Genomic DNA, 23,585 nt, shown 5'->3' on the forward strand with positions numbered 1-23,585 from the left:
GCGCGTGTTCACCGTAACCTTGGAGCCCCTACGGGAGAGCGCTCTCCAAGTGGTGGGCGCGGAGGGGTCTTCATGACGGAAGAAGAGCTGGACACCCTGGTCGCCGCGGTGGACCTGACGGCCGGAGTGCGGCTGCTGACCGGCGCATCCGGCTGGCGGACCCACGCCGAACCGGCTGCCGGGCTACGGGCGCTGGTCACGTCCGACGGACCTGTGGGGGTGCGCGGCGAGTCGTGGGACGAACGGGAGACCTCACTGGTACTGCCGTCCCCCACCGCCGTCGCGGCCGCCTGGGACGAGGAACTCGCCGCGGAACTGGGCGGGTTACTGGCCGCCGAGGCCCGGCACAAAGGCGTGGACGTGCTGCTGGCGCCCACCCTGAACCTGCACCGGACACCGCTCGGCGGCCGCCACTTCGAGTGCTGCTCCGAGGATCCGCTGCTGACCTCCCTGGTCGGTGCCGCGCTGATCCGCGGCGTGCAGGCGGGCGGAGTCGCCGCCACGGCCAAGCACTTCGTGGCCAACGACACGGAGACCGACCGCCTCACGGTCGATGTCCGCGTCGGTGAACGGGCCCTGCGCGAGGTGTACTTGGCCCCCTTCGAAGCCGCTGTCGAGGCCGGTGTGTGGGTGGTGATGTCGGCGTACAACCGGGTCAACGGCACCACCATGTCGGCGAGTCCGCTGCTGGCCGAACCGCTGAAGGGCGAGTGGGGCTTCGACGGCGTGGTGATCTCGGACTGGGGTGCGGTGCGCACCACCGTGGAGAGCGCGCGGGCCGCCCAGGACCTCGCCATGCCGGGCCCGGACGGCGCCTGGGGGGACGCGCTGCTGGCGGCCGTACGGACAGGGGCGGTCGCGCGGTCGGCGGTGGACGACAAGGTGCGCAGACTGCTGCGGCTGGCCGGCCGGGTGGGCGCGCTCGGCACACCGCCGCCGGTGTGGCGTCCGGTGGTACCGGAGGCCGGGCGGCGTGCGCTGCTGCGCCGGGCGGCGGCGGCCGGGACGGTACTGGTGCGCAACGCCGGGCAGGTGCTGCCGTTCGACCCTGACGGCCTGCGGACCGTGGCCGTGCTGGGGCCGCGGGCCGCCGAGCCCCGTATCCAGGGCGGTGGCAGCGCCGAGGTCTTCCCCGCGTCCGTGGTCTCCCCGCTGGAGGGGATCCGTGCGGCGCTCGGCCCGGGGGCGCGGGTGCCGCATGCGCCAGGGGTGCCGCCGGAGCGCGGGCCCGTGCCGCTCACCGGCGAGCTGATCCGGAACCCGGATACGGGTGAACCGGGCGTTCTCGTACGCCTGTTGGACGCGGAGGGGGCCGTACTGCACGCGGAACACCGGCTGTCGGGGCGGATCGTGGAACCGGCCAGGCTCGACGGCGCCGCCACGGTGGAGATCCGCGCTCTGCTGCGGCCCGGGGTGAGCGGCGAATGGACCCTGGCGGTCGGCGGGTTCGGCCCGGTCTCGCTGACCGCGGACGGCCGGACCGTCGTGGCGGGCGTGTTCGCCCCGGACAGCGATGATCCGACCCATATCCATGTGGCGCCCCCGTACCGGTCGGGGCGGATCACCCTCACCGCGGGCGAGGAGACCGAGATCGTCGCCCGGCGCGGGCTGGCCCCGGGCACCGGGATCGCCACGATCCTCGCCGCCGCCCCGCCACCCGCCGCCCGCGCCGCCGCACTGGCCGAAGCGGTCGCGGCGGCCCGGGCGGCGGATGCCGTCGTGGTGGTCGTCGGGACCACGGAGGAGAGCGAGTCGGAGGGCACCGACCGGGTCTCGCTCGTCCTGCCCGGCGGGCAGAACGAGCTGGTACGGGCTGTGGCCCGGGTCCGCCCCGACACGGTGGTGGTGGTGAATGCGGGCGGCCCTGTCCTCCTGCCCTGGCGGGACGAGGTGGCGGCGGTGCTGATCGGCTGGTTCCCCGGCCAGGAGGGGGGCCACGCGGTGGCGGACATCCTCTTCGGCGGGGCGGAACCTGGCGGGCGGCTGCCCACCACCTGGCCGGCCCGGCAGAACGACGTACCGGTGCTCACCACCACACCCCGCGACGGTGCGCTGCGGTACACCGAGGGCCTGCACATCGGCTACCGGGCCTGGCTGCGGGGGACGGTGGCGCCCGCCTACTGGTTCGGCCACGGCCTCGGCTACACCAGCTGGGAGTACGAGCGGGTCGACGCCCCCGCGGAGGTGTCGGCCGACGGCTCGTTCGACGTACGGGTACGGGTCCGCAACACGGGCGGCCGCGAGGGGCGCGAGGTCGTCCAGCTCTATCTGGCGCGCCCGGCGTCGGCCTTGGAGCGCCCGGTCCGCTGGTTCGCGGGCCACACCGCCGTGCGGGCGCGGCCCGGTGAGGCGGTGGACGCGGTCGTCCGGGTGTCCTGGCGGGCCCTGCGCCACTGGGCCGTCGACGAGCGGCGCTGGTGCGTCGAGCCGGGCGCGTTCACGGTGTACGCGGGTCGGTCGGCCGGGGATCTGCCGCTCATGACGGAGGTGACCGTACCGGTGACCGCGCCCGTGGCGAGCGCGCTGCTCTGACGCGTACCGGGCCTGAGCGCGGCGCCCCGGCCCGGCCGCGGGTACCGCGTCCGGGTACCGGCACCCACCGGCGGGGAAGTGACAGACTCCGAGAGGGGGACGGGAGGCCGCGCGGTGTGTGAGCGCCGTGGCCGCGCCGCCCGCCCCGCTCGTTCCCGCCACGTTCGGACCGCAACGGAGCACCCATGACGGCAGGCAGCCCCAAGCACCAGATCGACACCAGCAAGCCGCACCCCGCGCGCGTCTACGACTATCTGCTGGGCGGCAAGGACCACTATCTCGTCGACCGTGAACTGGGTGAGAAGCTGGCCGACTTCATCCGGGTCGGGGCGGAGCAGAACCGCGCGTTCATGCACCGCGCGGTCGCCTGGGCCGCGCACCGGGGCATCGACCAGTACCTGGACATCGGCACCGGGATCCCCACCGAGCCCAATCTGCACCAGATCGTCCAGGAGATCGTCCCGGCGGCCCGGGTCGTGTACGCGGACAATGACCCCATCGTGCTGCGCCACGCCGAGGCCCTGCTGGTCAGCTCCCCCGAGGGCGCCACGCACTACATCGAGGCCGACATCCGCGAGCCGGAGCTGATCCTCGAACACGCCCGTACGTTCCTGGACTTCAGCAGGCCGGTCGCCCTGTCGCTGATCGCCGTCATGCACTTCATCCTCGACGAGGAGGACCCGCACACGATCGTGCGGGAGCTGGTCGCCCAGCTGGCGCCCGGCAGCTGCCTCATCCTCGCGCAGGCCAGCCTCGACGCGTTCCCCGAGGCCGAGGAACATGTGGCGAACACCTACTCCAGCAAGATCCCTTTCCGCCCCAGGGCACGCGCCGAGATCGAGCGGTTCTTCGGCGGGCTCGACCTGGTGGAGCCGGGCGTGGTGACGGGCCCCGAGTGGTACAAGGACACGCCCGCCCCCGAGCTCACGCCGTATCCGGGCTATGTCGGCGTGGGGCTCGTGCCGTAGGCGACACGGCTCGCGCCTCGCTATATATCGGAAGCCGATATAACATGACCCTCATGGCTTCCCGAGGCATGACCCAGGCCGCGTTCTTCATACTGACCGCCCTGATCGACGAGCCGAGACACGGGTACGGCATCGTGCGCGAGGTCGAGGAGCTCTCCGACGGCGATGTCCGGCTCCGGGTCGGGACGCTGTACGGCGTACTGGACCGGCTGGCGGCCGACGGGCTCATCGAGCTGGACCGCGAGGAGGTCCAGCAGGGCCGGCTCAGGCGGTACTACGCGCTCACCGACGACGGCGCCGCCGCGGTCTCGGCCGAGGCGGCGCGGATGGCGGCCGGGGCGCGTACCGCGGCCGGCCGGCTGGCCGCCCACCGCCCTGCGGACGCCCGCCCGCAGCCCACCGCCCGGCCGGGACGCCCGGGCCTCGCCGGAGGTGGCGCATGACCACACTGCTCGAACAGCGCTACCGCACGGTGCTGCGGCTGCTGCCCGCGTACTACCGGGCCGAGCGCGAGGAGGAGATGGTCGAGACCTATCTGGACGACATGGACGAGGCCGACCAGGATCTGTCACGCCCCGCCTGGGGAGAGGTGGCGAGCATCGCCGCCCTCGCGGTCCGCACGAGGCTCGGCAGCGCGGGATCCCCGCCGCGCTATGCGGCCATCGGCTCCGCGGTGCGCCTCTTCGCCCTGCTGAGCGTGGGGCTGCTGGCGGCCGACGCCCTCGTCCAGCGGGCCCTGCCCGCGGCCTGGCTCGCCGGGGCCGGTCCCGAGGACCGGGCGGACTATCTGAGGGCGTTCACCGGTGACGGCGTACTCATGGGGGTGGTGCAGGCCCTACTCTGGGCGCTTCCGCTCGCCTGGCCGGTGGCGTACGCGGCGCTGCTCAGGGACCGCCGGCGGGCCGCGTTCGTGCTCGCCCTGCTCGCCGCGGCGCCCTGGCTGTCCTCTCTCGCCGGCCGGCCGAACGGCGGGGGGGCCGGACATGGCGCCGTCCGCGCTGACGGTGGTGACGGCGGCCACGGCCTGGCTGACGGTCGCGGCCGTGCGGTGCGGATACCACTCGGACGCCCTGCCCGCCCGGCTGCCCTTCGCCCCGGCCGGTCCAGCGCTCCTGGGCGCCTGTGTGCTCATGGGCGGCTCGACGGTGGCGTGGCCGCAGGGCGCGGACTCGGTCTGGGGCAGCGGTACCGCCGTGGTCGTGGCCGGGGCCGCCTGGTGGGTCGTACGGATCCGGTCGGCGCGGGCCGGGGCGGGGACCGCGGAGCCCGCCCTGCCTCTCGCGCTGGCGGTTCTCGCCGCAGCTGTACTGGCCCAACGCTGCGCCCTGCTGGCCCTGTTGGCGTCGGCGCAGGCCCCGCGCGCTCTCGTTGTCGGCGGCTGGATCCAGGCGACGGCCCTGACCGTACTGGTGGTGACACTGACGGTCAGCGGCACCCGCGGCCTGCTCGCCCGTACGACGTCCACGGCCACCAGAGCCCTCCCGCACGGCTGAGACCCCGCACGGCCGAGACCCCGCTACGGCTGAGGCCCCGCACGCCTGAGGCCCCGGCCGCCGACGCTCCGCGCACCCGGCAGCGCCCGCCAGCGCCCGCCAGCGCGGGGCCTCGGGGCCTGGCAGCGAGGCCGGGCGGCGAGGCGCCCGGCCTACCGCCGCTCGACCACCACAGGCCGCCAACTCCCCTGCCCCAGCAGGGCGGCAGGGTCGGCCCCCGGGTCCTGCGCATCGTGTCTGCGGTGTCTGCCGCCCCGGGCGAAGAAGTCGGCCAGCGGCAGCGTGGCCGCCCCCAGCGTCACCGCGTCCGCGCCCAGCGTGCCCAGGTCGATGGTGACGCGCTCGGCCGGGTGGTGCATCGCGTACTCCTTCGCGTACCGGCGTACGGCGGGCAGCAGCGCGGGGCCGAGCAGGAGTCCGGCCCAGCCGCCCACCAGGATCCGTTCGGGGCGGAAGAGGTTGATGAGGTCGGCGATGCCCGCCCCCAGGTACTCGGCGGTCTCGTCCAGCAGGCCGGCGGCCGCGGTGTCGCCCGCGAGGCCCCCGGCGGCCGGCAGCGCCGCTGCGAGCAGGGTGGCGAGAGCGGTTTCCTCGTCGGCCGCAGCGGCCGCGGGCCCGCCCGACTCGAGCCACCGCTCGCGGATGGCCTCGGCGCCCACGTACGCCTCCAGGCAGCCCGGTGAACCGCAGCGGCAGCGCCGTCCGCCGACCCGCAGGGTGGTGTGGCCCCATTCGACGGCCCTGCTGTCCGCGCCGTAGAGCTCACCGTCGACGACGATGCACGCGCTCACTCCGGAGCCGAACAGCACCACGACGGCGTCGCTCGCGCCGCGCCCGCCGCCGAACCACATCTCGGCCTGGCCGAGGGTCTTGGCCCCGTTGTCGATGAAGAACGGTACGGAGGAGGGGAGTTCGGCCGACTCCCGGAGCATGGCCTCCAGTGGGACGGCGTCCCAGCCGACGGTCTGCCCGTGTACGACGACACCGTCGGAGCCGCCCCGGTCGATGATCCCCGGGACTCCCACTCCGACTCCGACGAGCTGGTCCGCGCTCACGTCCCCGTCCCGCAGTACGTCGGCGACGGCTGCGCGGATATGGCCGACGATCCGGTCCACGTCATAGCCGTGGTGCGCCAACGGGCGTTCGGCGCGCGCCAGTTCACCGAGGGAGAGGTCGAAGAGCTCGACCCGGACGCGGGTCTCCCCCACGTCGATCCCGATCAGATGGCCGCTCGCGGGGGCGACGCGCAGCAGGGTGCGCGGCCTGCCGCCCTCCGACTCGACCACTCCGGCCTCTTCGAGCAGTCCGTCCGCGGCCAGTTCGGCGACCACATTGCTGATCGAACCCGAGCTCAGACCGGTGGCGGTGCCGAGCTCCTGGCGGCTGAGCGGCCCGTCGAAATACAACCGTTGCAATACCTCGGCGCGGTTGCCGCGCCGCAGGTCACGCACAGTTCGTCTGCTCTGTTCAGCCATGTGGCTCCTTCCCGGTAGGCAACATACCCCTGTGAAAGCTCTTGACGCGACCTTCTCTCACTACTTAACTCACGATCTGAATTAAGTCGTGAAGGCCGTTCGAATCCTGAACGCAGCCCTCCCCGGGAAGGGGCCTACGCACATGCGCAGTATCAGAGCCGCAGCAGCAGTCGCCATCACCGTCTCCACGCTCGCCGGAGCCACCGCGTGCGGGGGAGGTGACTCCAGTGGCGGGGGCAGCAACGCCTCCCCCAAGACGCTCACTTACTGGGCGTCGAACCAGGGGCCGAACATCCCCGCCGACCAGAAGATCCTCACGCCCGAGCTGAAGAAGTTCGAGCAGCAGACCGGGATCAAGGTCAAGCTGGAGGTCGTCCCCTGGGCCGACCTGCTCAAGCGGATCCTCGCGGCGACGACCTCGGGCCAGGGCCCCGATGTGCTCAACATCGGCAACACCTGGTCGGCCTCGCTGCAGGCCACCGGCGCTCTGCTGCCCTGGGACAAGGCCAACTTCGACGCGATCGGCGGCCGCGACCGGTTCGTCGACGCGGCGGTGGCATCGGCGGGCGCCGCGAAGAAGGACCCGGCGGCCGTCCCGCTGTACTCCCTCTCGTACGCGCTCTACTACAACAAGAAGATGTTCGCCGACGCGGGCATAGCCAAGCCCCCGGCCACCTGGGACGAACTGGTCGCCGACGGCCGGAAGATCTCCAAGAACGGCACCAGCGGCAAGTGGGGCCTCGGCGCCGAGGGCGGCAACCTCTCCGAGAACATCCACCAGGCGTTCGTACTCGCCCAGCAGCACGGGGCCGACTTCTTCGACGCGTCGGGCAAGCCGACCTTCACCTCACCCGGCGCGGTCGCCGCCGTGAAGCAGTACGTCGACCTCATGGGCAAGGACAAGGTCATCGCGCCGGGCAACGCCGAGTACGCCCAGAACCAGTCGCTCAGCGACTTCTCCAAGGGCAAGACCGCCATGGTGCTGTGGCAGGCCGCCGCGTCCACCTTCGCCTCCCAGGGGATGAAGCCGCAGGACTGGGGGGCCGCCCCGGCGCCCGTCCCCTCCGGCACCCCCGGGCAGGGCAAGAACGTCAACTCCATGGTCGCCGGCATCAACATGGCCGTCTTCAAGAACACGAAGAACACCAAGGGCGCGCTGAAGTTCGTGAAGTTCATGACCAGCGACAGCGAGCAGAAGATCCTCAACAAAGCCTACGGATCGGTGCCGCCCGTCACGGCCGCCCAGTCGGACCCCGCCTTCAACGTGCCCGGTGTGAAGGTCCTCAAGGACACACTGACCAACAGCGCGGCGCCGCTGCCGCAGGTGCCGTCGGAGTCGCAGTTCGAGACGACCGTGGGAACCGCCATCAAGGAGCTGTGGTCCGACGCCGCCGCGGGCAAGGCCATCACGACGGCCTCGGTCAAGGAAAAGCTCACCAAGGCACAGCAGCAGATGACCCAGTGAGGCACTGACTCCGATGACCTCCCACCCGCCACCCGGCCCCCACCCCCTCGCGAGAGGCTCCGCCTCACCCCTCCTGCTGGAGGAGACCACGCCCCCGGCGGCCGGCGCCGGCACACAGAAGTCCGGCGGTACGCGGCCACGCCTCCCGCGCGTCCCCGACCGGATCCGCCGCGCCGGCCTGCCGTATCTGCTGCTGCTGCCCGCGCTCGTACTCGAACTGCTCATCCACATCGTGCCGATGGCCATCGGCATCGTGATGAGCTTCCGCGGCCTCACCCAGTTCTTCATCCGCAACTGGAGCCAGGCGCCCTGGACCGGCCTGCACAACTTCAGCGTCGCCGTCGACTTCAACGCCCCGATCGGCAAGGCTCTCCTCCACTCCTTCTACGTCACCTGTGGCTTCACCGTGCTGGCCGTCGGGCTCTCCTGGCTGATCGGTACGGGGGTGGCGATCCTGCTCCAGGAGGACTTCCGCGGGCGGGGCCTGCTGCGGACGGTCTTCCTCATCCCGTACGCGCTGCCGGCCTACACCGCGATCATCACCTGGGCGTTCATGTTCCAGCGGGACAACGGCCTGGTGAACCACGTCCTCCACGACCAGCTGGGCATCACGGCCAAGCCGTCGTTCTGGCTGATCGGCGACAACAGCTTCTACGCGCTGGTCATCGTCGCCATCTGGAAGTCCTGGCCGTTCGCCTTCCTTATGGTGATGGCCGCGCTGCAGAACATCCCGCGCGAGCTGTACGAGGCGGCGTCGATCGACGGCGCCGGGATCTGGCAGCAGATCCGCAGGATCACCCTGCCGTCGCTGCGCTCCGTCAACCAGGTCCTGGTCCTGGTGCTCTTCCTGTGGACCTTCAACGACTTCAACACGCCGTACGTCCTGTTCGGCAAGTCGGCCCCGGAAGCCGCCGACCTGGTCTCCATCCACATCTACCAGTCCTCGTTCGACACCTGGAACTTCGGCAGCGGCTCGGCCATGTCCGTACTGCTCCTGCTCTTCCTGCTGCTGGTGACGGCCGTGTACCTGATCTTCACGTCGCGCGGGAGGAAGAGCACCGATGTCTAGTACCAGCACCGCGCCGCGCTCCCCCGCGGCCCAGCGCCCGGCCACCGTCCCCCGCTCCCCCACCGCGCCGCCGCGGTCCTTCATCTGGACCCGGCGCGTGGCGCTCACCCTGGTGTCGCTGTTCACGCTGGTGCCCGTGTACGTCATGATCAGCAGCTCCCTCAAGCCGCTGGGTGATGTGTCGGGCAAGTTCTCCTGGATCCCCTCCGGGTTCACCGTCCGCCCGTACATCGACATCTGGAGCACGATCCCGCTCGCCAGATACTTCATGAACTCGCTGATCGTGGCGGGTACGGCGAGTGTCTGCTCGGTGGTGGTCGCGATCTTCGCCGCGTACGCGGTGAGCCGCTACCGCTTCCGCGGCAAGCGGGTCTTCACGGTCACGGTGCTCTCCACCCAGATGTTCCCCGGCATCCTGTTCCTGCTCCCGCTGTTCCTCATCTTCGTGAACATCGGGAACTCGACCGGCGTGAACCTCTACGGCTCCCGCGGCGGTCTGATCCTCACGTATCTGACGTTCTCGCTGCCGTTCTCGATCTGGATGCTCATCGGGTACTTCGACTCCATCCCGAAGGACCTGGACGAAGCGGCGATGGTGGACGGCTGCGGGCCGCTCGGGGCGCTCTTCAGGGTCGTCGTCCCCGCGGCGGTCCCGGGCATCGTGGCCGTCGCCCTGTACGCGTTCATGACCGCGTGGGGCGAGGTGCTCTTCGCTTCGGTCATGACCAACGACACGACGCGGACGCTCGCCGTGGGGCTCCAGGGCTACTCGACGCAGAACGACGTGTACTGGAACCAGATCATGGCCGCGTCGCTCGTCGTCAGCGTGCCCGTCGTCGCGGGATTCCTGCTGCTCCAGCGGTACCTCGTCGCCGGTCTGACCGCCGGCGCGGTGAAGTGACCGCGCGCCCCTCCCACCCCGCACCTCCCCACCGCTCAGCACCCGCAGCAGAAAGGCAGCCCGTGAACGAGTACAACTCCCTTCCCGCGGACTTCACTTGGGGGGTGGCCACGGCGGCGTACCAGATCGAGGGGGCCGTGGCCGAAGACGGCCGTTCGCCTTCGATCTGGGACACGTTCTCGCACCTCCCCGGGAAGATCGACAACGGCGACCACGGCGATGTGGCCTGCGACCACTATCACCGCTGGCGCGAGGACATCGGGCTGATGAAGCAGCTCGGTGTGGACGCGTACCGGTTCTCCGTGGCCTGGCCACGGGTGGTGCCCGGCGGCGACGGGCCGGTCAACGAGAAGGGGCTCGCCTTCTACGACCGGCTGGTCGACGGCCTCCTCGAAGCGGGGATCACGCCGTTCCCGACCCTGTACCACTGGGACCTCCCGCAGGCGCTGCAGGACCGCGGCGGCTGGCCGGCCCGGGAGACGGCCGAGCACTTCGCCGAGTACGCGGCCGTGGTGGCCCGGCGGCTCGGCGACCGGGTGAAGGACTGGACGACGCTGAACGAGCCGCTCTGCTCGTCCTGGATCGGCCATCTGGAGGGCCGGATGGCGCCCGGCCTCACGGACATCACCGCCGCCGTCCGCACCTCGTACCACCTCCATCTGGGCCACGGGCTGGCCACGCAGGCGATCCGGGCGGCCGTCCCCGGTGCCCGCGTCGGCATCGTCAACAACCTCAGCCCCTGCGAGGCGGCCACCGAGCGCGCCGAGGACCTGGCGGCTGCCGTCCGGGCCGACGGGCACACCAACCGGTGGTGGCTGGACCCGATCCACGGGCGCGGCTATCCGCAGGACATGGTCGACCTGTACGGGGTGGACCTCCCGGTCCGCACCGGCGACCTCGACACGATCGCCGCCCCGCTCGACTGGCTGGGCGTGAACTACTACTTCCGCAACGTCGTCACGGACGACCCGACGGGCCCGCTGCCGCACGCCAAGCAGGTCTATCTGCCCGGCGCCCGCCACACGGCGATGGACTGGGAGGTCAACGCGGACGGCCTGGAGAACATCCTGGTGCGGCTGGCCGACGAGTACGGCGCGCGGAAGATCTACGTCACGGAGAACGGCTCCGCCTACCCCGACGTGGTCCGCGGCGACGGCTCGGTCCACGACCCGGAGCGGGTCCAGTACCTCGACGAGCACCTGGCCGCCTGCGCCCGTGCCGCCCGCAAGGGCGTCCCGCTGGCCGGGTACTTCGCCTGGTCGCTGCTGGACAACTTCGAGTGGGCGTACGGCTACGACAAGCGCTTCGGCCTGGTGCACGTCGACTACGCGACACAGCGGCGCACGGTCAAGAGCAGCGGCCACCGGTACGCGGACATCGTCCGGGCGGCCCGCGGCCGGGGCCGGCGGGCCGCGTGAGCCGCCCTGCCACGGCGTGACTCGCGTGCCCCGCTGACCGAGGCATGCCACCGACGGGGCTCCGGCGCTGCCGGGGCCCCGTCGGCGTGTCCGCTGCCGCCTCCGCCCGCCCGGCCCACAGATCCCGCCGGGAGCGCGGCAACGGACGTACGGTCCAGGTAGTCCGGGTAGAAGCCGGGCGCAGCGTCCGCACGATTCCGAGGAGCACGGCCAATGAGTGGAACAGCCCAGATCGGCGTCACGGGACTCGCGGTGATGGGCCGCAACCTCGCCCGTAACTTCGCACGCCACGGGTACACCGTCGCACTGCACAACCGCACCGCGGCCAGGACGCACGAGCTGGTGGAGGAGTTCGGCGAAGAGGGCATCTTCGTGCCGACGGAGAGCCCCGAGGAGTTCGTCGCGGCCCTGGAGCGCCCGCGCCGGCTGGTGGTCATGGTGAAGGCGGGTGACGCCACCGACGCCGTGATCCAGGAGTTCGCGCCCCTCCTGGAGGACGGCGACGTGATCATCGACGGCGGCAACGCGCACTTCGAGGACACCAGGCGCCGCGAGAAGGAGCTGCGCGAGCGGGGCATCCACTTCGTCGGCACCGGGATCTCGGGCGGCGAGGAGGGCGCGCTGCACGGGCCGAGCATCATGCCGGGCGGCTCCGCCGAGTCGTACGAGTCGCTCGGGCCGATGCTGGAGAAGATCGCCGCGAAGGCCAAGGACGGGGCTCCGTGCGTCACCCATATCGGCCCTGACGGCGCCGGCCATTTCGTCAAGATGACGCACAACGGTATCGAGTACGCCGACATGCAGCTCATCGGCGAGGCGTACCAACTGCTGCGGGACGTGGCCGGCTACTCCCCCGCGCAGATCGCCGATGTGTTCCGCACCTGGAACACCGGGCGCCTGGACTCGTATCTCATCGAGATCACCGCGGAGGTGCTCTCGCACGTCGACGCGGCGACCGGCAAGCCCTTCGTGGACGTCGTGCTCGACCAGGCGGAGCAGAAGGGCACCGGCCGCTGGACCGTCCAGATCGCACTCGACCTCGGCGTGCCCGTGTCCGGCATCGCCGAAGCGGTCTTCGCCCGCTCCGTCTCCGGCCACGCGGACCTCCGCGAAGCCTCCCGGCACCTCGCGGGACCCACCGCGAAGCCCCTGGGCGACGACGAGGCGGCGGCCTTCGCCGACCAGGTCGAACAGGCCCTGTACGCCTCGAAGATCGTCTCCTACACCCAGGGCTTCCACGAACTCGCCGCGGGCAGCCGGCAGTACGACTGGAACATCGACCTCGGCCGGATCGCCGCGATCTGGCGGGGCGGCTGCATCATCCGCGCCGCCTTCCTCGACCGGATCACCGGCGCCTACGAAGCACAGCCCCAGCTGCCGAGCCTGCTCGCCGACAAGGGCTTCGCCGACGAGATCGCCGCCGCACAGGACGACTGGCGCGCCGTCACCGCGACCGCCGTCCTGCAGGGCGTACCCACCCCCGGCTTCACGGCCGCCCTCGCCTACTACGACTCACTGCGCGCCGCACGCCTCCCCGCGGCCCTCACCCAGGGCCAGCGCGACTACTTCGGCGCGCACACCTACCGCCGCACCGACCGCGACGGCACCTTCCACACCCTCTGGGGCGGGGACAAGACAGAGATCGAAAGCTGACGCGGCCGACACCGTCCCTCGGCCTTGCCGGGGGCCGTGCCGCGTCCTGCTATCGGCCGATCTTGTCCAGCTCGACGAGTTCCTCGCCGGAGAGCGAGAGCCCCGCGCCGGCGACGTTCTCGCGCAGGTGCGCCACCGACGAGGTGCCGGGAATGAGCAGGATGTTCGGCGACCGTTGCAGCAGCCAGGCCAGGGCGACGGACATCGGTGTCGTGTCCAGCCGGGTGGCCACGGCGGAGAGCGCCGTGGACTGCAGCGGGGTGAAGCCGCCGAGCGGGAAGAACGGTACGTAGGCGATGTCCTTGTCGGCGAGTTCGTCGATCAGCTCGTCGTCCTGGCGGTAGGCGAGGTTGTACATGTTCTGCACGCACACGATCGGCGCGATCGCCTGCGCCTCGGCGACCTGTCGCGCCGTCGCGTTACTCACTCCGAGGTGCCGGATCAGACCCTGCTGCTGGAGTTCGACGAGGGCCGCGAGGGGCTCGGCGAGCGAGCCGGGCCGGGGACCCATGGCGTCGCCGAGCCGGAGATTGACCACGTCGAGGGAATCGAGGCCGAGGTCCTCAAGGTTCTCGCGGACGGCGCGGCGCAGATCCTCGGGCTGTCGGGCAGGGACCCAGCCGCCCTGCTGGTCGCGGACCGCGCCGACCTTGGTCACGATGTGCAGCGACTCGGGGTAGGGGCGCAGCCCTTCCCGGATCAGCCCGTTGGTGACGCGTGGTCCGTATGCGCCGGCGGTGTCGATATGGGTGATCCCGAGGGCGGCGGCCTCGCGCAGAACGGCGAGCGCGCCGTCGCGGTCGGCAGGCGGGCCCATGACCCCGGGGCCGGCGAGCTGCATGGCGCCGTAGCCGAAGCGGGTGACGGTCAGATCGCCCAGGGTCCAGGTGCCGCCGGGCAGTGACGCGGAGGGTGTGTTCGTGGTTTCGCTCATGCCGTCGATGTTCGCTCGCGGACAAGCGGCGCATCCAATACCGACACCGTGCCCTGTCATACCCGCTAGGTATCACCGGGATACGCTGCGCCCATGGACACCTTGGAGACCCGCGAGCTGAGGTACTTCATGGCCGTCGCGGAGGAACTGCACTTCGGGCGCGCCGCCGAGCGCCTCGGCATGGCCCAGCCACCGCTGTCCCGGGCGATCCAGCAGCTCGAACGGCGTCTCGGCGTCTCCCTGCTGACACGCAACCGCCGGGGCGTCACCCTGACCGCCGCCGGAGAGATGCTGCTGCACGAGGGCCGCGCGGCCCTCGACGCGACCACCGCTGCCGCTCGCCGCACCCGTCGCGCCGGTGGCGCCGACAGTCCGCGCGGCCCCCGCAACCGGCTGGTACTGGCCGTGAAGGCGGGCGCGTCCCACGAGCTGCTGCACAAGCTCCTCGACGCCTACGCGGCCGAGCCCGGCGCCGCCGAGATCGAGGTGCTGCCGAGCGGCACGTGCGAGCAGGAAGGGATGCTGCGCGACGGCCGCGCTGACGTGGCTCTCATGCACGCGCCGTTCAACTCCCTCGCCGGGTTCGACAGCGAGGAACTGATGACCGAGGGGCAGATCGCGATCCTGCCCGCCTCGCACCCCCTCGCCGCGCGGAGGACTCTGTCCCTGGCCGACATCAGCGACATCCCTGATCTTCCGCTCGCCCGCTGGTCCCGCCACGGCACGTATCCGCCCGGCCCGGGCCCTGAGATCCACGATCAGACGCAGCTGGCCCAGCTGATCGCCCTCGGACGCACCATGGCCGTCTTCCCCGACTCGGCCCGCGCCTGGCTGTGGGCCGAACACACGGCCGTTCCCCTGACCGACGCAACCCCCGTCGTCACCCACATCGCCTGGCCCGCGCACAGCCGCTCCCTCGCTCTCGCCGGGCTGATCCGCACGGCCGCACGGCTGTGACCCGCCCTCGCCTTCCATCGCCGCGGCACACCGCCCGACCACCGGCCCCCGGCCGCGGCGTACATGCTTGTGGTGAACCTGCCGACAAGGAGCGCACGATGTCGTACTTCGAGAACTTGCAGTACCCGGAGCCCCGTTACCACGGCACCAGGGGCGAGGTGAACGCGTCCTTTCGTTCGGCCGACACACCGCCGGAGGTCTCCTCGCCCGGCGGATCCACCAGCTACCTGGCCACCCAGGAGTCGACCGGTGGCGAATTCGGTCTGTACAAAGGGGTGTTGGGCCCACGGTCGGCCGGTGCGAAGACCCATTTCCACCGGGCGATGTCGGAGTCCTTCTACATCCTCTCCGGCGAACTGGAGCTGTTCAACGGCGAGAAGTGGGTCACCGGCCGTGAGGGGGACTTCCTGTATGTGCCGGTCGGAGGTCTGCACGCCTTCAAGAACGTGACCGACGACCCCGTGTCGATGCTGATGCTCTTCTCCCCCGGCTCCCCGCGCGAGGAGTACTTCGAGCGGGTCGCGGAGATGTCTCGGCGCGGCCCGGAGGAACTCAAGGAGTTCCGTGTCCGCCACGACAGTTACTTCGTGGAGGACTTCGACTTCGAGGCGGGGCGGACGGAGACGGAGCAGTAACGGAGACGGAGCAGCCGCGGCTCCTGCGCCGCGTGCACCGACCGCAGGGCCGACCGGGCGCGGCTCGTGCCGCCCGGTCCGGGGCGGTGGCCGCTCCGGCGGGGGCGAGCGCCGGGTGACCGGCCGGCCCAGTGGCGGCCGCGCCCGGTCGGTGGCCCGGTCAGCGGTGTGACACCGGGCCGGGCTGCGGCTCGGGCGACGGGTCGGGGCCTGGGCCAGGACCGGGTCCTGGCGTCGGTGTCGGCTCGGGGCCGGGCGGCTGCGGTATGGGGTCGGGCAGCGGATCCGGCAGCGGCGGCGGCACCGGGGCCGGGCCGGGGCCCGGCGGCGGGGTCGGATTCGGGGGTACGGGGTCTGGATATGGATGCGTCACGGTGGGCCTCCCACAGTTCGGCGGCATGTCCTTCCAATGTCTCCCGCTCCGCCTGCCCACGCGCGCCGGACCGAACCGGACCGAAGCGGACCGAACCGGCCCGGCCACCGCCCGCCGCGGCCTCTCGCCCCGAAGCACTTCCGGGGGCTTTCCGCCAACCGGGGGCCGCACCGGCAGGCCCGAGAGAGCCCGGGGTGGCGCAGGGCCGTACGACGGGGCGGGGGGGTGCCTCTATGTCTTTCGTCAAGGCACTCCTGCCGGGTTTGGGGTGGTTCGGGGTTGCTGAGGTTATGCGGCGAGCTCGACGCCCTTCGGTGTCCGGGATTCGTAGAAGGTGCCGTCGCGGAGCATGGCGAACAGGACGCTGATGCGTTGGCGGGCGAGGCGGAGGAGGGCCTGGGTGTGGGTCTTGCCGCGGGCCCGTTGCCTGTCGTAGTAGGCGCGGGAAGCCGGATCGGCGTTCATGCAGGCGAAGGCGGACAGGAACATCGCCCGTTTGAGTTGCCGGTTGCCTCCTCGGGGTGCGTGTTCGCCGTGGATCGAGGTGCCGGACTGCTTGGTGGTGGGGGCGAGTCCGGCGTAGGAGGCGAGGTGGGCGGCGGTGGGGAAGCTGGTGCCGTCGCCGACGGTGACCAGCAGGACTGCGGCGGTCCTGACGCCGACGCCGGGCATCGACGTCAGGACCGGGGAAAGAGGGTGAGCCTCCAGCAGGGTGTTGATCTGGGCTTCCATCGCCCGGCGCTGGGTGTGGACGGCGGTCAGGGAGGCGGCCAGAGAAGGGATGACGATGTCGAGGGTGCCGGTGCCGGGGACCACGACGGTCTGTTCGTCGAGGGCGTCGAAGACGTCGTCGATCAGTCGCTGTGCCATGCGGGGGGCTTTGGGGCGGATCAGTTCCACGAGTCTGCGTCGGCCGGCGTTGCGCAGGGCGGCCGGGGATCCGTAGCGCTCCAGGAGCCAGGTGACGGCCTGGTGGTCGAGGCGGGGACCCAGAACGCGCTCCAGGCTGGGGTGGAACTGGGTGAGCAGGCCGCGTATCCGGTTGGACGTGCGGGTGGCCTCGGCGGCGAGGTCCTGGTCGAAGCCGACAAGGACCGTGAGTTCGGCGGTGATCTCGTCGGTCAGCTCCAGCGAGCGCAGGGTGTGCGGCATGGTGCGGGCCGCGTCCGCGATCACGGCGGCGTCTTTCGCGTCGGTCTTCGCCTCGCCCGGGTAGAGGTCGGCGATCCGCCGCATGGCCAGGCCGGGCAGGTAGGCGACGCGGCAGCCCGCGTCCCTCGCGACGGTCAGCGGCAGGGCGCCGATGGAAGCGGGCTGGTCGACAACGACGAGGACGGTGCCGAACTTCGCGGCCAGTTTGTCGAACACGGCCCGCAGCCTGGGTTCGCTGTTGGGCAGGGGCTTGTCGAAGACCTTCTTCCCGGCCGGGGTGAGTCCGTGACCGTGATGGGCACTTTTGCCGACGTCCAGGCCCAGGAATACGCCGACATTTTCAATCTCGGACATCGTTCCCTTTCCGGGGTGTTGACGGTGCCGGCCTCGGCTTGGGTGTCGTGCTCGCGCATCCACGTTATGCAGACCTGCCGCCCGCGAACTGTCCGGCATTGCGCCGGGCCGGACGGTGGCCGGACCTCTGATCAGCGTCTCCGACGGACACCTCTCGGGCCCGGTGAACACCACCCCCCAGGTCATGCCTTCGACAGGGGGCAACAGTCATGCCGGGCCCGGAGGCCAGCGGCCCCATTGCGGAGCCGCGGAAAACATAACGGGGGCGGCCCTGCGTCAGGCTCCGGCGGCCAGGGGCCTGGCATGCGGAGGGCGCACCTGACCGGTGCCGGGCACGGGCGCGGACGTGTCGGCCCCGAGGGCGACGATCCGGTTGTCCGCGTCGACGTGGACGACGCTCGGCCGGAGCGTACGCGCCTCGGCGTCGTCCACCTGCGCGTAACTGATGAGGATCACCAGGTCGCCGGGGTGGACGAGGTGGGCGGCGGCGCCGTTGATCCCGATGACGCCCGAGCCGCGCTCGCCCTCGATGACGTACGTCTCCAGGCGGGCGCCGTTGTCGATGTCGACGATGTGTACGAGCTCGCCGGGCAGCAGGTCGGCGGCTTCCATCAGGGCGGCGTCAACGGTGACCGAACCGACGTAATGCAGGTCGGCCTGGGTCACCGTGGCACGGTGGATCTTGGACTTGAACATGGTGCGCATCATGAGGGCACTCCCGATTCTAGGCTTCCTGCCTGCGTTTTTGCAGGTCAAGTACCGTTGCCCTACTTTACAACGAGTCGTGTGCCCGGCCCCGCCTCCGCCGGATATCCGAGGCTCGTACCGGCCGATTGCCGTTTCACCTGACGCGATGACGGCATCGGCCTACGCACCACCGCCGCCCGCCGTCAGATGCTGGACGAACCAGGCACGTGCGAGGTCGGCGACCTGGTCGAGCGCTCCGGGTTCCTCGAAGAGATGCGTGGCCCCCGGGACGATGTCGAGGCGGTTCTCGCAGCGCAGCTCGGCCTGGGCGGCGCGGTTGAGGTCGAGCACCGATGTGTCGTCCCCGCCGACGATCAGCAGCGTCGGTGCCCGTACGTCGCCGAGGCGGGGCGCGGCGAGATCGGGCCGTCCGCCCCGCGACACCACGGCGCCGACGGACGCTTCCTCGTCCGCGGCCGCCCGGAGCGCGGCGGCGGCCCCGGTGCTCGCTCCGAAGTAGCCGATCGGCAGGGACTCGCGTTCCCGCAGCCAGCGGGTGGCCGTCGACAGCCTCCTGGCCAGGGTGTCGACGGCGAAGACGTTCGCCCGGTCGGCCTCCTCGGCCGGGGTGAGCAGGTCGAAGAGCAGCGTGCCCAGGCCCGCGTCGCGCAGTGCCGCCGCCACCGACCGGTTGCGCGGGCTGTGCCGGCTGCTGCCGGAGCCGTGGGCGAACATCACCACGGCTGTCGCGCCCGCCGGCAGCGCGAGGTCTCCCGCCAGCCGGACACCGTCCGCGTCCACATCGACCTCGGCGGTGACCGGTGCGGAACGGGCCGCCGCAGCTTCGGTGAGGCGGGTGATCACTTCCTCGTCCGTGGTCTGCGCGAAGTCCTGGTACCACTCGCCGACGGCGCTGAACAGGTCGGGCCTGGACAGGCACACGACGTCGTCCGCCGCCCCGTGCAGCCGCCCGACCACGTCCGGCGGCGCCACCGGCACGGCCAGCACCACATGGGCGGCGCCCTGCTCCCGTACGACCTGGCAGGCGGCGGCCGCCGTGGCGCCGGTCGCGACCCCGTCGTCCACCACGATCACCGTCCGGCCGTCGACGGCGACCCGGGGCCGCCCTTCGCGGTAGCGCCGCGCCCGCCGCAGCAGCTCCTGCTCCTCCGCGTGCTCGACCGCCGTGAGCTCCGGCTGCCGGACCCCACTGCGGCGCACGATGTCATCGCTGAGCACCCGTACGCCGCCCTCCCCGATCGCGCCGAAACCCAGTTCAGGGTGGTACGGGACCCCCAGCTTGCGCACCACGACGACGTCGAGCGGGGCGCCGAGCGCCCGCGCCACCTCGTGAGCCACCGGCACACCGCCCCTGGGCAGGCCCAGGACGACGGGCCTTTCCTCCCGCAGGTGCTCCACTGCTGGGGCGAGACGCCGTCCGGCGTCCGTACGGTCGGCGAACAACACCGTCTTCGCCTCCTCCCTGAAGAGACGGCAGACCTGTCCCCGCTGCCTGTTCTCGGCTTAGCTCTGTTCGCGGTATGCCGCAACTCGGGGCGGATGCGCGATGGGCTCCGTACACGCTGCGCTGCCGTACGGGGGTGGCTACCGTCGGTCGTATGGAACGAAGCGGCGCGGCGCTGGGCGCGGTCCTGATCGACATCGACGGAGTACTCACGGTCTCCTGGGAGCCGCTGCCCGGCGCCGTCGCGGCCATGGAGCGGCTGCGCGCCTCGGAGCGCCCCTTCGCCCTGGTCACCAACACGACCTCGCGGACTCGCGCCTCGATCGCCGAACGCCTGGCCGGGGCGGGGTTCCCCGTCACCGTCGACGACATCCTCACCGCGCCCGCCGCCACCGCCGCGTATCTGCGCGAGCACTGGCCGCGCGCCCGCTGTCTGCTGCTCAACTCCGGTGACATCGGGGACGATCTGCCGGGTGTGACGCTCGTCGACGACACGGATCCGGGCGCCGACGTGGACGTGGTCGTCGTCGGCGGGGCCGGCGACGAGTTCGGCTATCCGGCGCTCAACCGCGTGTTCCGCCACCTGCAGCGCGGAGTCCCCCTCGTGGCGATGCACCGCAACCTCTCCTGGCGCACCGCAGACGGTCTCAGCCTCGACAGCGGCGCCTTCCTCCTGGGCCTGGAGCGGGCCGCCCGGGCCGAGGCGGTGATCACCGGCAAACCGTCGGAGGCGTTCTTCGCCGCCGCGCTCGCCCACCTCGGCGCCGAGCCGTCGACGGCGCTCATGGTCGGGGACGACATCGAGTCCGACGTACTCGCCGCCCAGCACGGCGGGATCACCGGCGTCCTCGTCAGGACCGGCAAGTACACACCCGAGACCCACCGGGCGGCCACGGGCACACCCGACCACGTCATCGACTCCTTCGCCGCGCTGCCTGCCCTCCTGGACCGCCTGGCTGCGGACTCGGGCTGAGCCGAGGGCGTATCGCGGCGCGACAATGGTGGTACGGCACACGGAACGGAGGGCCGGCTTGATCACCCTGTCCGTCTGCGGCGACGTCATGCTCGGCCGCGGCGTGGACCAGATCCTGCCGCACCCCGGCGACCCGGAACTCCGCGAGAGGTACGTCAGGGACGCCCGGGACTACATCGGTCTGGCCGAGGCGCTGAACGGACCCGTCCCGCGTCCGGTCGGCTTCGCCTGGCCCTGGGGCGACGCACTGGAAGCCCTTGGGTCGGCCGCGCCCGACGCCCGCGTGCTCAATCTGGAGACCAGCGTCACGCGCAGCGGCTCGTTCGCCCCCGGCAAGGAGATCCACTACCGGATGCACCCCGCCAACCTCCCCTGTCTGTCGGCCGCCCGTCCCGACGTCTGCGTACTGGCCAACAACCACGTCCTGGACTTCGGCCGCCGCGGCCTCACGGAGACACTCGGCTCATTGGCCGGCGCGGGGATACGGACGGCCGGTGCGGGCCGGGACGCCGCCGCTGCGAGCCGCCCGGCGACCGTCCCCCTCGACGGTGGCCGACGGCTCCTGGTCTTCTCCTTCGGCATGCCGTCGAGCGGTGTCCCGCAGTCCTGGGCCGCGACCGGGTCGCGCGGCGGAGTCGGCTTCCTGGCCGGTCCTCCGGACGCCGCCGCGGCCGAAGTCACCGGCCGTATCCGGGAGATGAAGCGCCCCGGCGACCTCGTGGTGATCTCGGTCCACTGGGGCTCCAACTGGGGCTACCGCCTGCCCCCGGACCAAGTCGCCACCGCCCACGCCCTGGTCGACGCCGGAGCGGACATCGTGCATGGCCACTCCTCGCACCACCCCCGCCCCCTGGAGGTGTACCGGGGCAAGCTCGTCCTGTACGGCTGCGGGGACCTCATCAACGACTACGAGGGCATCACCGGCCACGCGCAGTACCGCGACGACCTGCGGCTCCTCTACCTCCCCTCGCTGGAGCCCGGCACGGGCCGGCTCACCGAGCTGCGCATCACTCCACTTCAGGCCAGGCGCATGCGCCTGTGCCACCCCTCGTCCGACGACTGCCGGTGGCTGCGCTCCCTCCTCGACCGGCTCTCGGAGGGCTTCCGCCCGTGCTCCGCGCCGGACCCGGAGGGCGCCCTGACGCTCCGGGCTGCCTGACGGCCGGCTCACCGACCGCGGAATTCAGCGCGTTCTCGCGACAGCGAATGCCCTTCTAGACATCTGATGTCCGATCTTGGGTAAAGTCACCCCTCAGGACCGCGAACCGAAGGGGTCAGCATGGCCGCAGCACAACCGAGTCTCAGGACACTCGTGCCCGGGGTGTCGCGCGGGACGGACGCCTCGCGGCGGGCCGCCACCACCGGCCGGATCAAGGAGTTCATCCTGGTCGAGGGGCTGTGTCCCGGGGATCTGCTGCCCACAGAGGCCGAACTCTGCGAGCGGCTCGGTGTCTCCCGCTCCAGTGTGCGGGAAGCGATCCGGACCCTGTCGACCCTCGGCATCGTCGATGTCCGCCACGGCCACGGCACCTATGTGGGCGCCATGTCGCTCGACGCCCTCGTCGAGATGCTCGTCTTCCGCGGGGTGCTGAGTCCGGGCGACGACCTGCGCGCGCTGCGTGACGTGGTCGAGATCCGCCAGGTACTCGACCACGGGATGGCCGTGCGCATCGTGGCGAGTCTGGCGGGCACCTTCAACGCCGATCTGCACGCGCTGGTGGACGAGATGGTCGCCGTGGCCGCGGAAGGGCGCACCTTCCCCGAGCAGGACCGCGCGTTCCACACCGGCCTGTTGGCACGGCTGGACAACGCGCTGGTCGGACAGCTCGTCAGCGCGTTCTGGGAAGTGCACACGGTGGTGGTGCCCACCCTGGGGCTGTCCGTCGCGGCCGACATGGATCAGACGGCGCGAGCACACGGCCTCATGCTCGACGCGGCCGAGGCAGGCGATGTCCGCGCCTTCCACGCCGCGGTCACGGCTCACTACGACCCCCTCGACAGGGCACTCGGCGCGACGAAGTCATCACCGGCGAGCAGCACGGGACCCGTCGGCTCCGGAGACCTCGCACCATGAACACAGAGCGGCGGCGGCCCGCCGCGCTGGTGGGCGCGTATGCGGCGCTGCCCGCCCTCCGTGCCGACCGGGAACGCTTCTACGAAGGGCTCGCCGGCCGGGGAATCGCTGACGGGCTGGAGATCCCGTTCCGCGACGACGGCATCGGTGAGGACATCCGGTGGCTGGCCGCACAGCTGCGCGGCCGTTTCACCCGCTCGGTGATCACCCTGATTCCCGGCACGATGGTGCGCGTGGGCGCGTCGGGCACCTTCGGGCTCGCCTCGGCGGACCAGGAAGGCCGACGGGCGGCGCTCGCGTTCCTCCGCGAGGCCCGTACGGCCGCCGAGGAGGTGAACCAGCTCACCGGCGAACAGTCGGTCACCGCCATCCACATCCACACCGCACCGTCGACGACCGCTGCCGGGGAGATGTTCGCCCGTTCCCTCGGAGAGATCGCGGCGACCGTACCCGCCGCGGGCGCCTGGTCCACCCGGCTCGTCCTGGAGCACTGCGACGCGTACACACCTGACGTCCCGGGCGAGAAGCGGTTCCTGCCGCTGGAGGACGAAATCCCCCTGGCACGCGACGGGGGAATCGGCATCGCCGTCAACTGGGGCCGTTCGGCGATCGAGGCGCGGGACCCGGGCCGGCCGCTCGCCCAGATCGAACGGCTCGCCTCCGACGGCCTGTTGGAGGGCGTGATGTTCTCGGGCGCGGGCCCGGCCGCGAACCGGTTCGGCGGACCGTGGGCGGACGCGCACCTGCCCCTCACCGAGGACGAGCCGACTTCCCTCATGGACGCCGACGAGGTACGCCGCTGTCTCCGCGCGGCCGGGGGCGCGCTCTCCTACGCGGGGGCGAAGGTCCAGGTTCCCGTCGGCGCCTCGGTCGACGAGAGGCTCACGACGGTGGACCACGTCATGCGGCTGCTGTCCGGGCCCGAGTCCGCCCCGGTACCCCCGCCCGCCGGGGCTGCCGTGCGACCCTGACCACGCGGCCTCAGCTGTCGGGGCCGGTCCCCGACG

At 71.7% G+C, this 23,585-nt stretch carries 20 protein-coding genes; 15 read left to right on the top strand and 5 right to left on the bottom strand.

Annotated elements, in window-relative coordinates:
• The first annotated feature begins 72 nt into the window (after window positions 1-72).
• The 4 genes from OG510_RS03425 to OG510_RS03440 all read left to right on the top strand — a co-directional run bounded on the left by OG510_RS03425 (window position 73) and on the right by OG510_RS03440 (window position 4,993).
• On the top strand, window positions 73-2,532 hold the full coding sequence (locus OG510_RS03425; RefSeq protein ID WP_406135153.1) for a glycoside hydrolase family 3 C-terminal domain-containing protein: 2,460 nt from the start codon (window positions 73-75) through the stop codon (window positions 2,530-2,532).
• A gap of 185 nt (window positions 2,533-2,717) precedes the next feature.
• The gene (locus tag OG510_RS03430; RefSeq protein ID WP_406135154.1) at window positions 2,718-3,500 is read left to right on the top strand and encodes an SAM-dependent methyltransferase; all 783 of its coding nucleotides are present in this window, start codon (window positions 2,718-2,720) and stop codon (window positions 3,498-3,500) included.
• Window positions 3,501-3,568: 68 nt separating this feature from the next.
• The gene (locus tag OG510_RS03435) at window positions 3,569-3,943 is read left to right on the top strand and encodes a PadR family transcriptional regulator (protein ID WP_406142293.1); all 375 of its coding nucleotides are present in this window, start codon (window positions 3,569-3,571) and stop codon (window positions 3,941-3,943) included.
• Window positions 3,944-4,483: 540 nt separating this feature from the next.
• The gene (locus OG510_RS03440; protein ID WP_406135155.1) at window positions 4,484-4,993 is read left to right on the top strand and encodes a hypothetical protein; all 510 of its coding nucleotides are present in this window, start codon (window positions 4,484-4,486) and stop codon (window positions 4,991-4,993) included.
• 152 nt (window positions 4,994-5,145) lie between these two features.
• Here the strand turns inward: OG510_RS03440 and OG510_RS03445 are convergent, their stop codons facing one another.
• Window positions 5,146-6,468, bottom strand: a complete 1,323-nt coding sequence (locus OG510_RS03445; RefSeq protein ID WP_406135156.1) for an ROK family protein — start codon at window positions 6,466-6,468, stop codon at window positions 5,146-5,148.
• A gap of 142 nt (window positions 6,469-6,610) precedes the next feature.
• On the opposite strand from OG510_RS03445, the gene OG510_RS03450 reads away from it, so the two are divergent.
• The 5 genes from OG510_RS03450 to gndA all read left to right on the top strand — a co-directional run bounded on the left by OG510_RS03450 (window position 6,611) and on the right by gndA (window position 12,974).
• Complete coding sequence (locus OG510_RS03450; RefSeq protein ID WP_406135157.1) at window positions 6,611-7,933, top strand: ABC transporter substrate-binding protein; 1,323 nt, start codon at window positions 6,611-6,613, stop codon at window positions 7,931-7,933.
• Between the two features lie 13 nt (window positions 7,934-7,946).
• On the top strand, window positions 7,947-9,002 hold the full coding sequence (locus OG510_RS03455; RefSeq protein ID WP_406135159.1) for a carbohydrate ABC transporter permease: 1,056 nt from the start codon (window positions 7,947-7,949) through the stop codon (window positions 9,000-9,002).
• Entirely contained in the window at window positions 8,995-9,903 is a 909-nt protein-coding gene (locus OG510_RS03460) for a carbohydrate ABC transporter permease (RefSeq protein ID WP_406135160.1), read from the top strand. Before OG510_RS03455 ends, OG510_RS03460 begins: the two co-directional genes overlap by 8 nt.
• A 62-nt stretch (window positions 9,904-9,965) precedes the next feature.
• Window positions 9,966-11,321: a GH1 family beta-glucosidase gene (locus tag OG510_RS03465; RefSeq protein ID WP_406135162.1), complete on the top strand. Its 1,356-nt coding sequence runs from the start codon at window positions 9,966-9,968 to the stop codon at window positions 11,319-11,321.
• A 213-nt stretch (window positions 11,322-11,534) separates the two neighbouring features.
• The gene (gene gndA / locus OG510_RS03470; protein WP_406135164.1) at window positions 11,535-12,974 is read left to right on the top strand and encodes an NADP-dependent phosphogluconate dehydrogenase; all 1,440 of its coding nucleotides are present in this window, start codon (window positions 11,535-11,537) and stop codon (window positions 12,972-12,974) included.
• A gap of 49 nt (window positions 12,975-13,023) precedes the next feature.
• On the opposite strand, the gene OG510_RS03475 is transcribed toward gndA, so the two are convergent.
• Complete coding sequence (locus OG510_RS03475; protein WP_406135165.1) at window positions 13,024-13,908, bottom strand: aldo/keto reductase family oxidoreductase; 885 nt, start codon at window positions 13,906-13,908, stop codon at window positions 13,024-13,026.
• Window positions 13,909-14,001: 93 nt separating this feature from the next.
• On the opposite strand from OG510_RS03475, the gene OG510_RS03480 reads away from it, so the two are divergent.
• Entirely contained in the window at window positions 14,002-14,865 is an 864-nt protein-coding gene (locus OG510_RS03480) for a LysR family transcriptional regulator (protein ID WP_406135167.1), read from the top strand.
• A 98-nt stretch (window positions 14,866-14,963) separates the two neighbouring features.
• Window positions 14,964-15,500 (top strand): cupin domain-containing protein, encoded by a 537-nt coding sequence (locus OG510_RS03485; RefSeq protein WP_406135168.1) that lies wholly within the window; start codon window positions 14,964-14,966, stop codon window positions 15,498-15,500.
• Between the two features lie 661 nt (window positions 15,501-16,161).
• Here the strand turns inward: OG510_RS03485 and OG510_RS03490 are convergent.
• The 3 genes from OG510_RS03490 to OG510_RS03500 all read right to left on the bottom strand — a co-directional run bounded on the left by OG510_RS03490 (window position 16,162) and on the right by OG510_RS03500 (window position 19,533).
• Window positions 16,162-17,379 (bottom strand): IS110 family transposase, encoded by a 1,218-nt coding sequence (locus OG510_RS03490; protein WP_406135169.1) that lies wholly within the window; start codon window positions 17,377-17,379, stop codon window positions 16,162-16,164.
• Window positions 17,380-17,655: 276 nt separating this feature from the next.
• Entirely contained in the window at window positions 17,656-18,087 is a 432-nt protein-coding gene (panD, locus tag OG510_RS03495; protein ID WP_406135170.1) for an aspartate 1-decarboxylase, read from the bottom strand.
• Window positions 18,088-18,246: 159 nt separating this feature from the next.
• Window positions 18,247-19,533, bottom strand: a complete 1,287-nt coding sequence (locus tag OG510_RS03500; protein WP_406135171.1) for a phosphoribosyltransferase family protein — start codon at window positions 19,531-19,533, stop codon at window positions 18,247-18,249.
• Window positions 19,534-19,685: 152 nt separating this feature from the next.
• Here OG510_RS03500 and OG510_RS03505 point away from each other — a divergent pair, with 152 nt between their 5' ends.
• The 4 genes from OG510_RS03505 to OG510_RS03520 all read left to right on the top strand — a co-directional run bounded on the left by OG510_RS03505 (window position 19,686) and on the right by OG510_RS03520 (window position 23,549).
• Window positions 19,686-20,504, top strand: coding sequence for an HAD-IIA family hydrolase (locus tag OG510_RS03505; protein ID WP_406135172.1), 819 nt, complete (start codon window positions 19,686-19,688; stop codon window positions 20,502-20,504).
• A 25-nt stretch (window positions 20,505-20,529) separates the two neighbouring features.
• Window positions 20,530-21,663 (top strand): CapA family protein, encoded by a 1,134-nt coding sequence (locus tag OG510_RS03510; protein ID WP_406135173.1) that lies wholly within the window; start codon window positions 20,530-20,532, stop codon window positions 21,661-21,663.
• A 120-nt stretch (window positions 21,664-21,783) separates the two neighbouring features.
• Window positions 21,784-22,578 (top strand): FadR/GntR family transcriptional regulator, encoded by a 795-nt coding sequence (locus tag OG510_RS03515; protein WP_406135174.1) that lies wholly within the window; start codon window positions 21,784-21,786, stop codon window positions 22,576-22,578.
• Window positions 22,575-23,549 carry a DUF4862 family protein gene (locus OG510_RS03520; protein ID WP_406135176.1) on the top strand — a complete coding sequence of 325 codons (975 nt, stop codon included), beginning with the start codon at window positions 22,575-22,577 and terminating at the stop codon, window positions 23,547-23,549. Before OG510_RS03515 ends, OG510_RS03520 begins: the two co-directional genes overlap by 4 nt.
• Window positions 23,550-23,585: the final 36 nt, after the last annotated feature.

The sequence above is a fragment of the Streptomyces sp. NBC_01089 genome, assembly GCF_045162975.1.
Lineage (GTDB): Bacteria > Actinomycetota > Actinomycetes > Streptomycetales > Streptomycetaceae > Streptomyces.

Bases quoted from the DNA above. Each gene is read 5' to 3' on its own strand.
- OG510_RS03425 (WP_406135153.1), top strand. From the start codon at position 73: ATGACGGAAGAAGAGCTGGACACCCTGGTCGCCGCGGTGGACCTGACG.
- OG510_RS03430 (WP_406135154.1), top strand. From the start codon at position 2,718: ATGACGGCAGGCAGCCCCAAGCACCAGATCGACACCAGCAAGCCGCAC.
- OG510_RS03435 (WP_406142293.1), top strand. From the start codon at position 3,569: ATGACCCAGGCCGCGTTCTTCATACTGACCGCCCTGATCGACGAGCCG.
- OG510_RS03440 (WP_406135155.1), top strand. From the start codon at position 4,484: ATGGCGCCGTCCGCGCTGACGGTGGTGACGGCGGCCACGGCCTGGCTG.
- OG510_RS03445 (WP_406135156.1), bottom strand. From the start codon at position 6,468: ATGGCTGAACAGAGCAGACGAACTGTGCGTGACCTGCGGCGCGGCAAC.
- OG510_RS03450 (WP_406135157.1), top strand. From the start codon at position 6,611: ATGCGCAGTATCAGAGCCGCAGCAGCAGTCGCCATCACCGTCTCCACG.
- OG510_RS03455 (WP_406135159.1), top strand. From the start codon at position 7,947: ATGACCTCCCACCCGCCACCCGGCCCCCACCCCCTCGCGAGAGGCTCC.
- OG510_RS03460 (WP_406135160.1), top strand. From the start codon at position 8,995: ATGTCTAGTACCAGCACCGCGCCGCGCTCCCCCGCGGCCCAGCGCCCG.
- gndA (WP_406135164.1), top strand. From the start codon at position 11,535: ATGAGTGGAACAGCCCAGATCGGCGTCACGGGACTCGCGGTGATGGGC.
- OG510_RS03475 (WP_406135165.1), bottom strand. From the start codon at position 13,908: ATGAGCGAAACCACGAACACACCCTCCGCGTCACTGCCCGGCGGCACC.
- OG510_RS03480 (WP_406135167.1), top strand. From the start codon at position 14,002: ATGGACACCTTGGAGACCCGCGAGCTGAGGTACTTCATGGCCGTCGCG.
- OG510_RS03485 (WP_406135168.1), top strand. From the start codon at position 14,964: ATGTCGTACTTCGAGAACTTGCAGTACCCGGAGCCCCGTTACCACGGC.
- OG510_RS03490 (WP_406135169.1), bottom strand. From the start codon at position 17,379: ATGTCCGAGATTGAAAATGTCGGCGTATTCCTGGGCCTGGACGTCGGC.
- panD (WP_406135170.1), bottom strand. From the start codon at position 18,087: ATGATGCGCACCATGTTCAAGTCCAAGATCCACCGTGCCACGGTGACC.
- OG510_RS03505 (WP_406135172.1), top strand. From the start codon at position 19,686: ATGGAACGAAGCGGCGCGGCGCTGGGCGCGGTCCTGATCGACATCGAC.
- OG510_RS03510 (WP_406135173.1), top strand. From the start codon at position 20,530: ATGGTGGTACGGCACACGGAACGGAGGGCCGGCTTGATCACCCTGTCC.
- OG510_RS03515 (WP_406135174.1), top strand. From the start codon at position 21,784: ATGGCCGCAGCACAACCGAGTCTCAGGACACTCGTGCCCGGGGTGTCG.
- OG510_RS03520 (WP_406135176.1), top strand. From the start codon at position 22,575: ATGAACACAGAGCGGCGGCGGCCCGCCGCGCTGGTGGGCGCGTATGCG.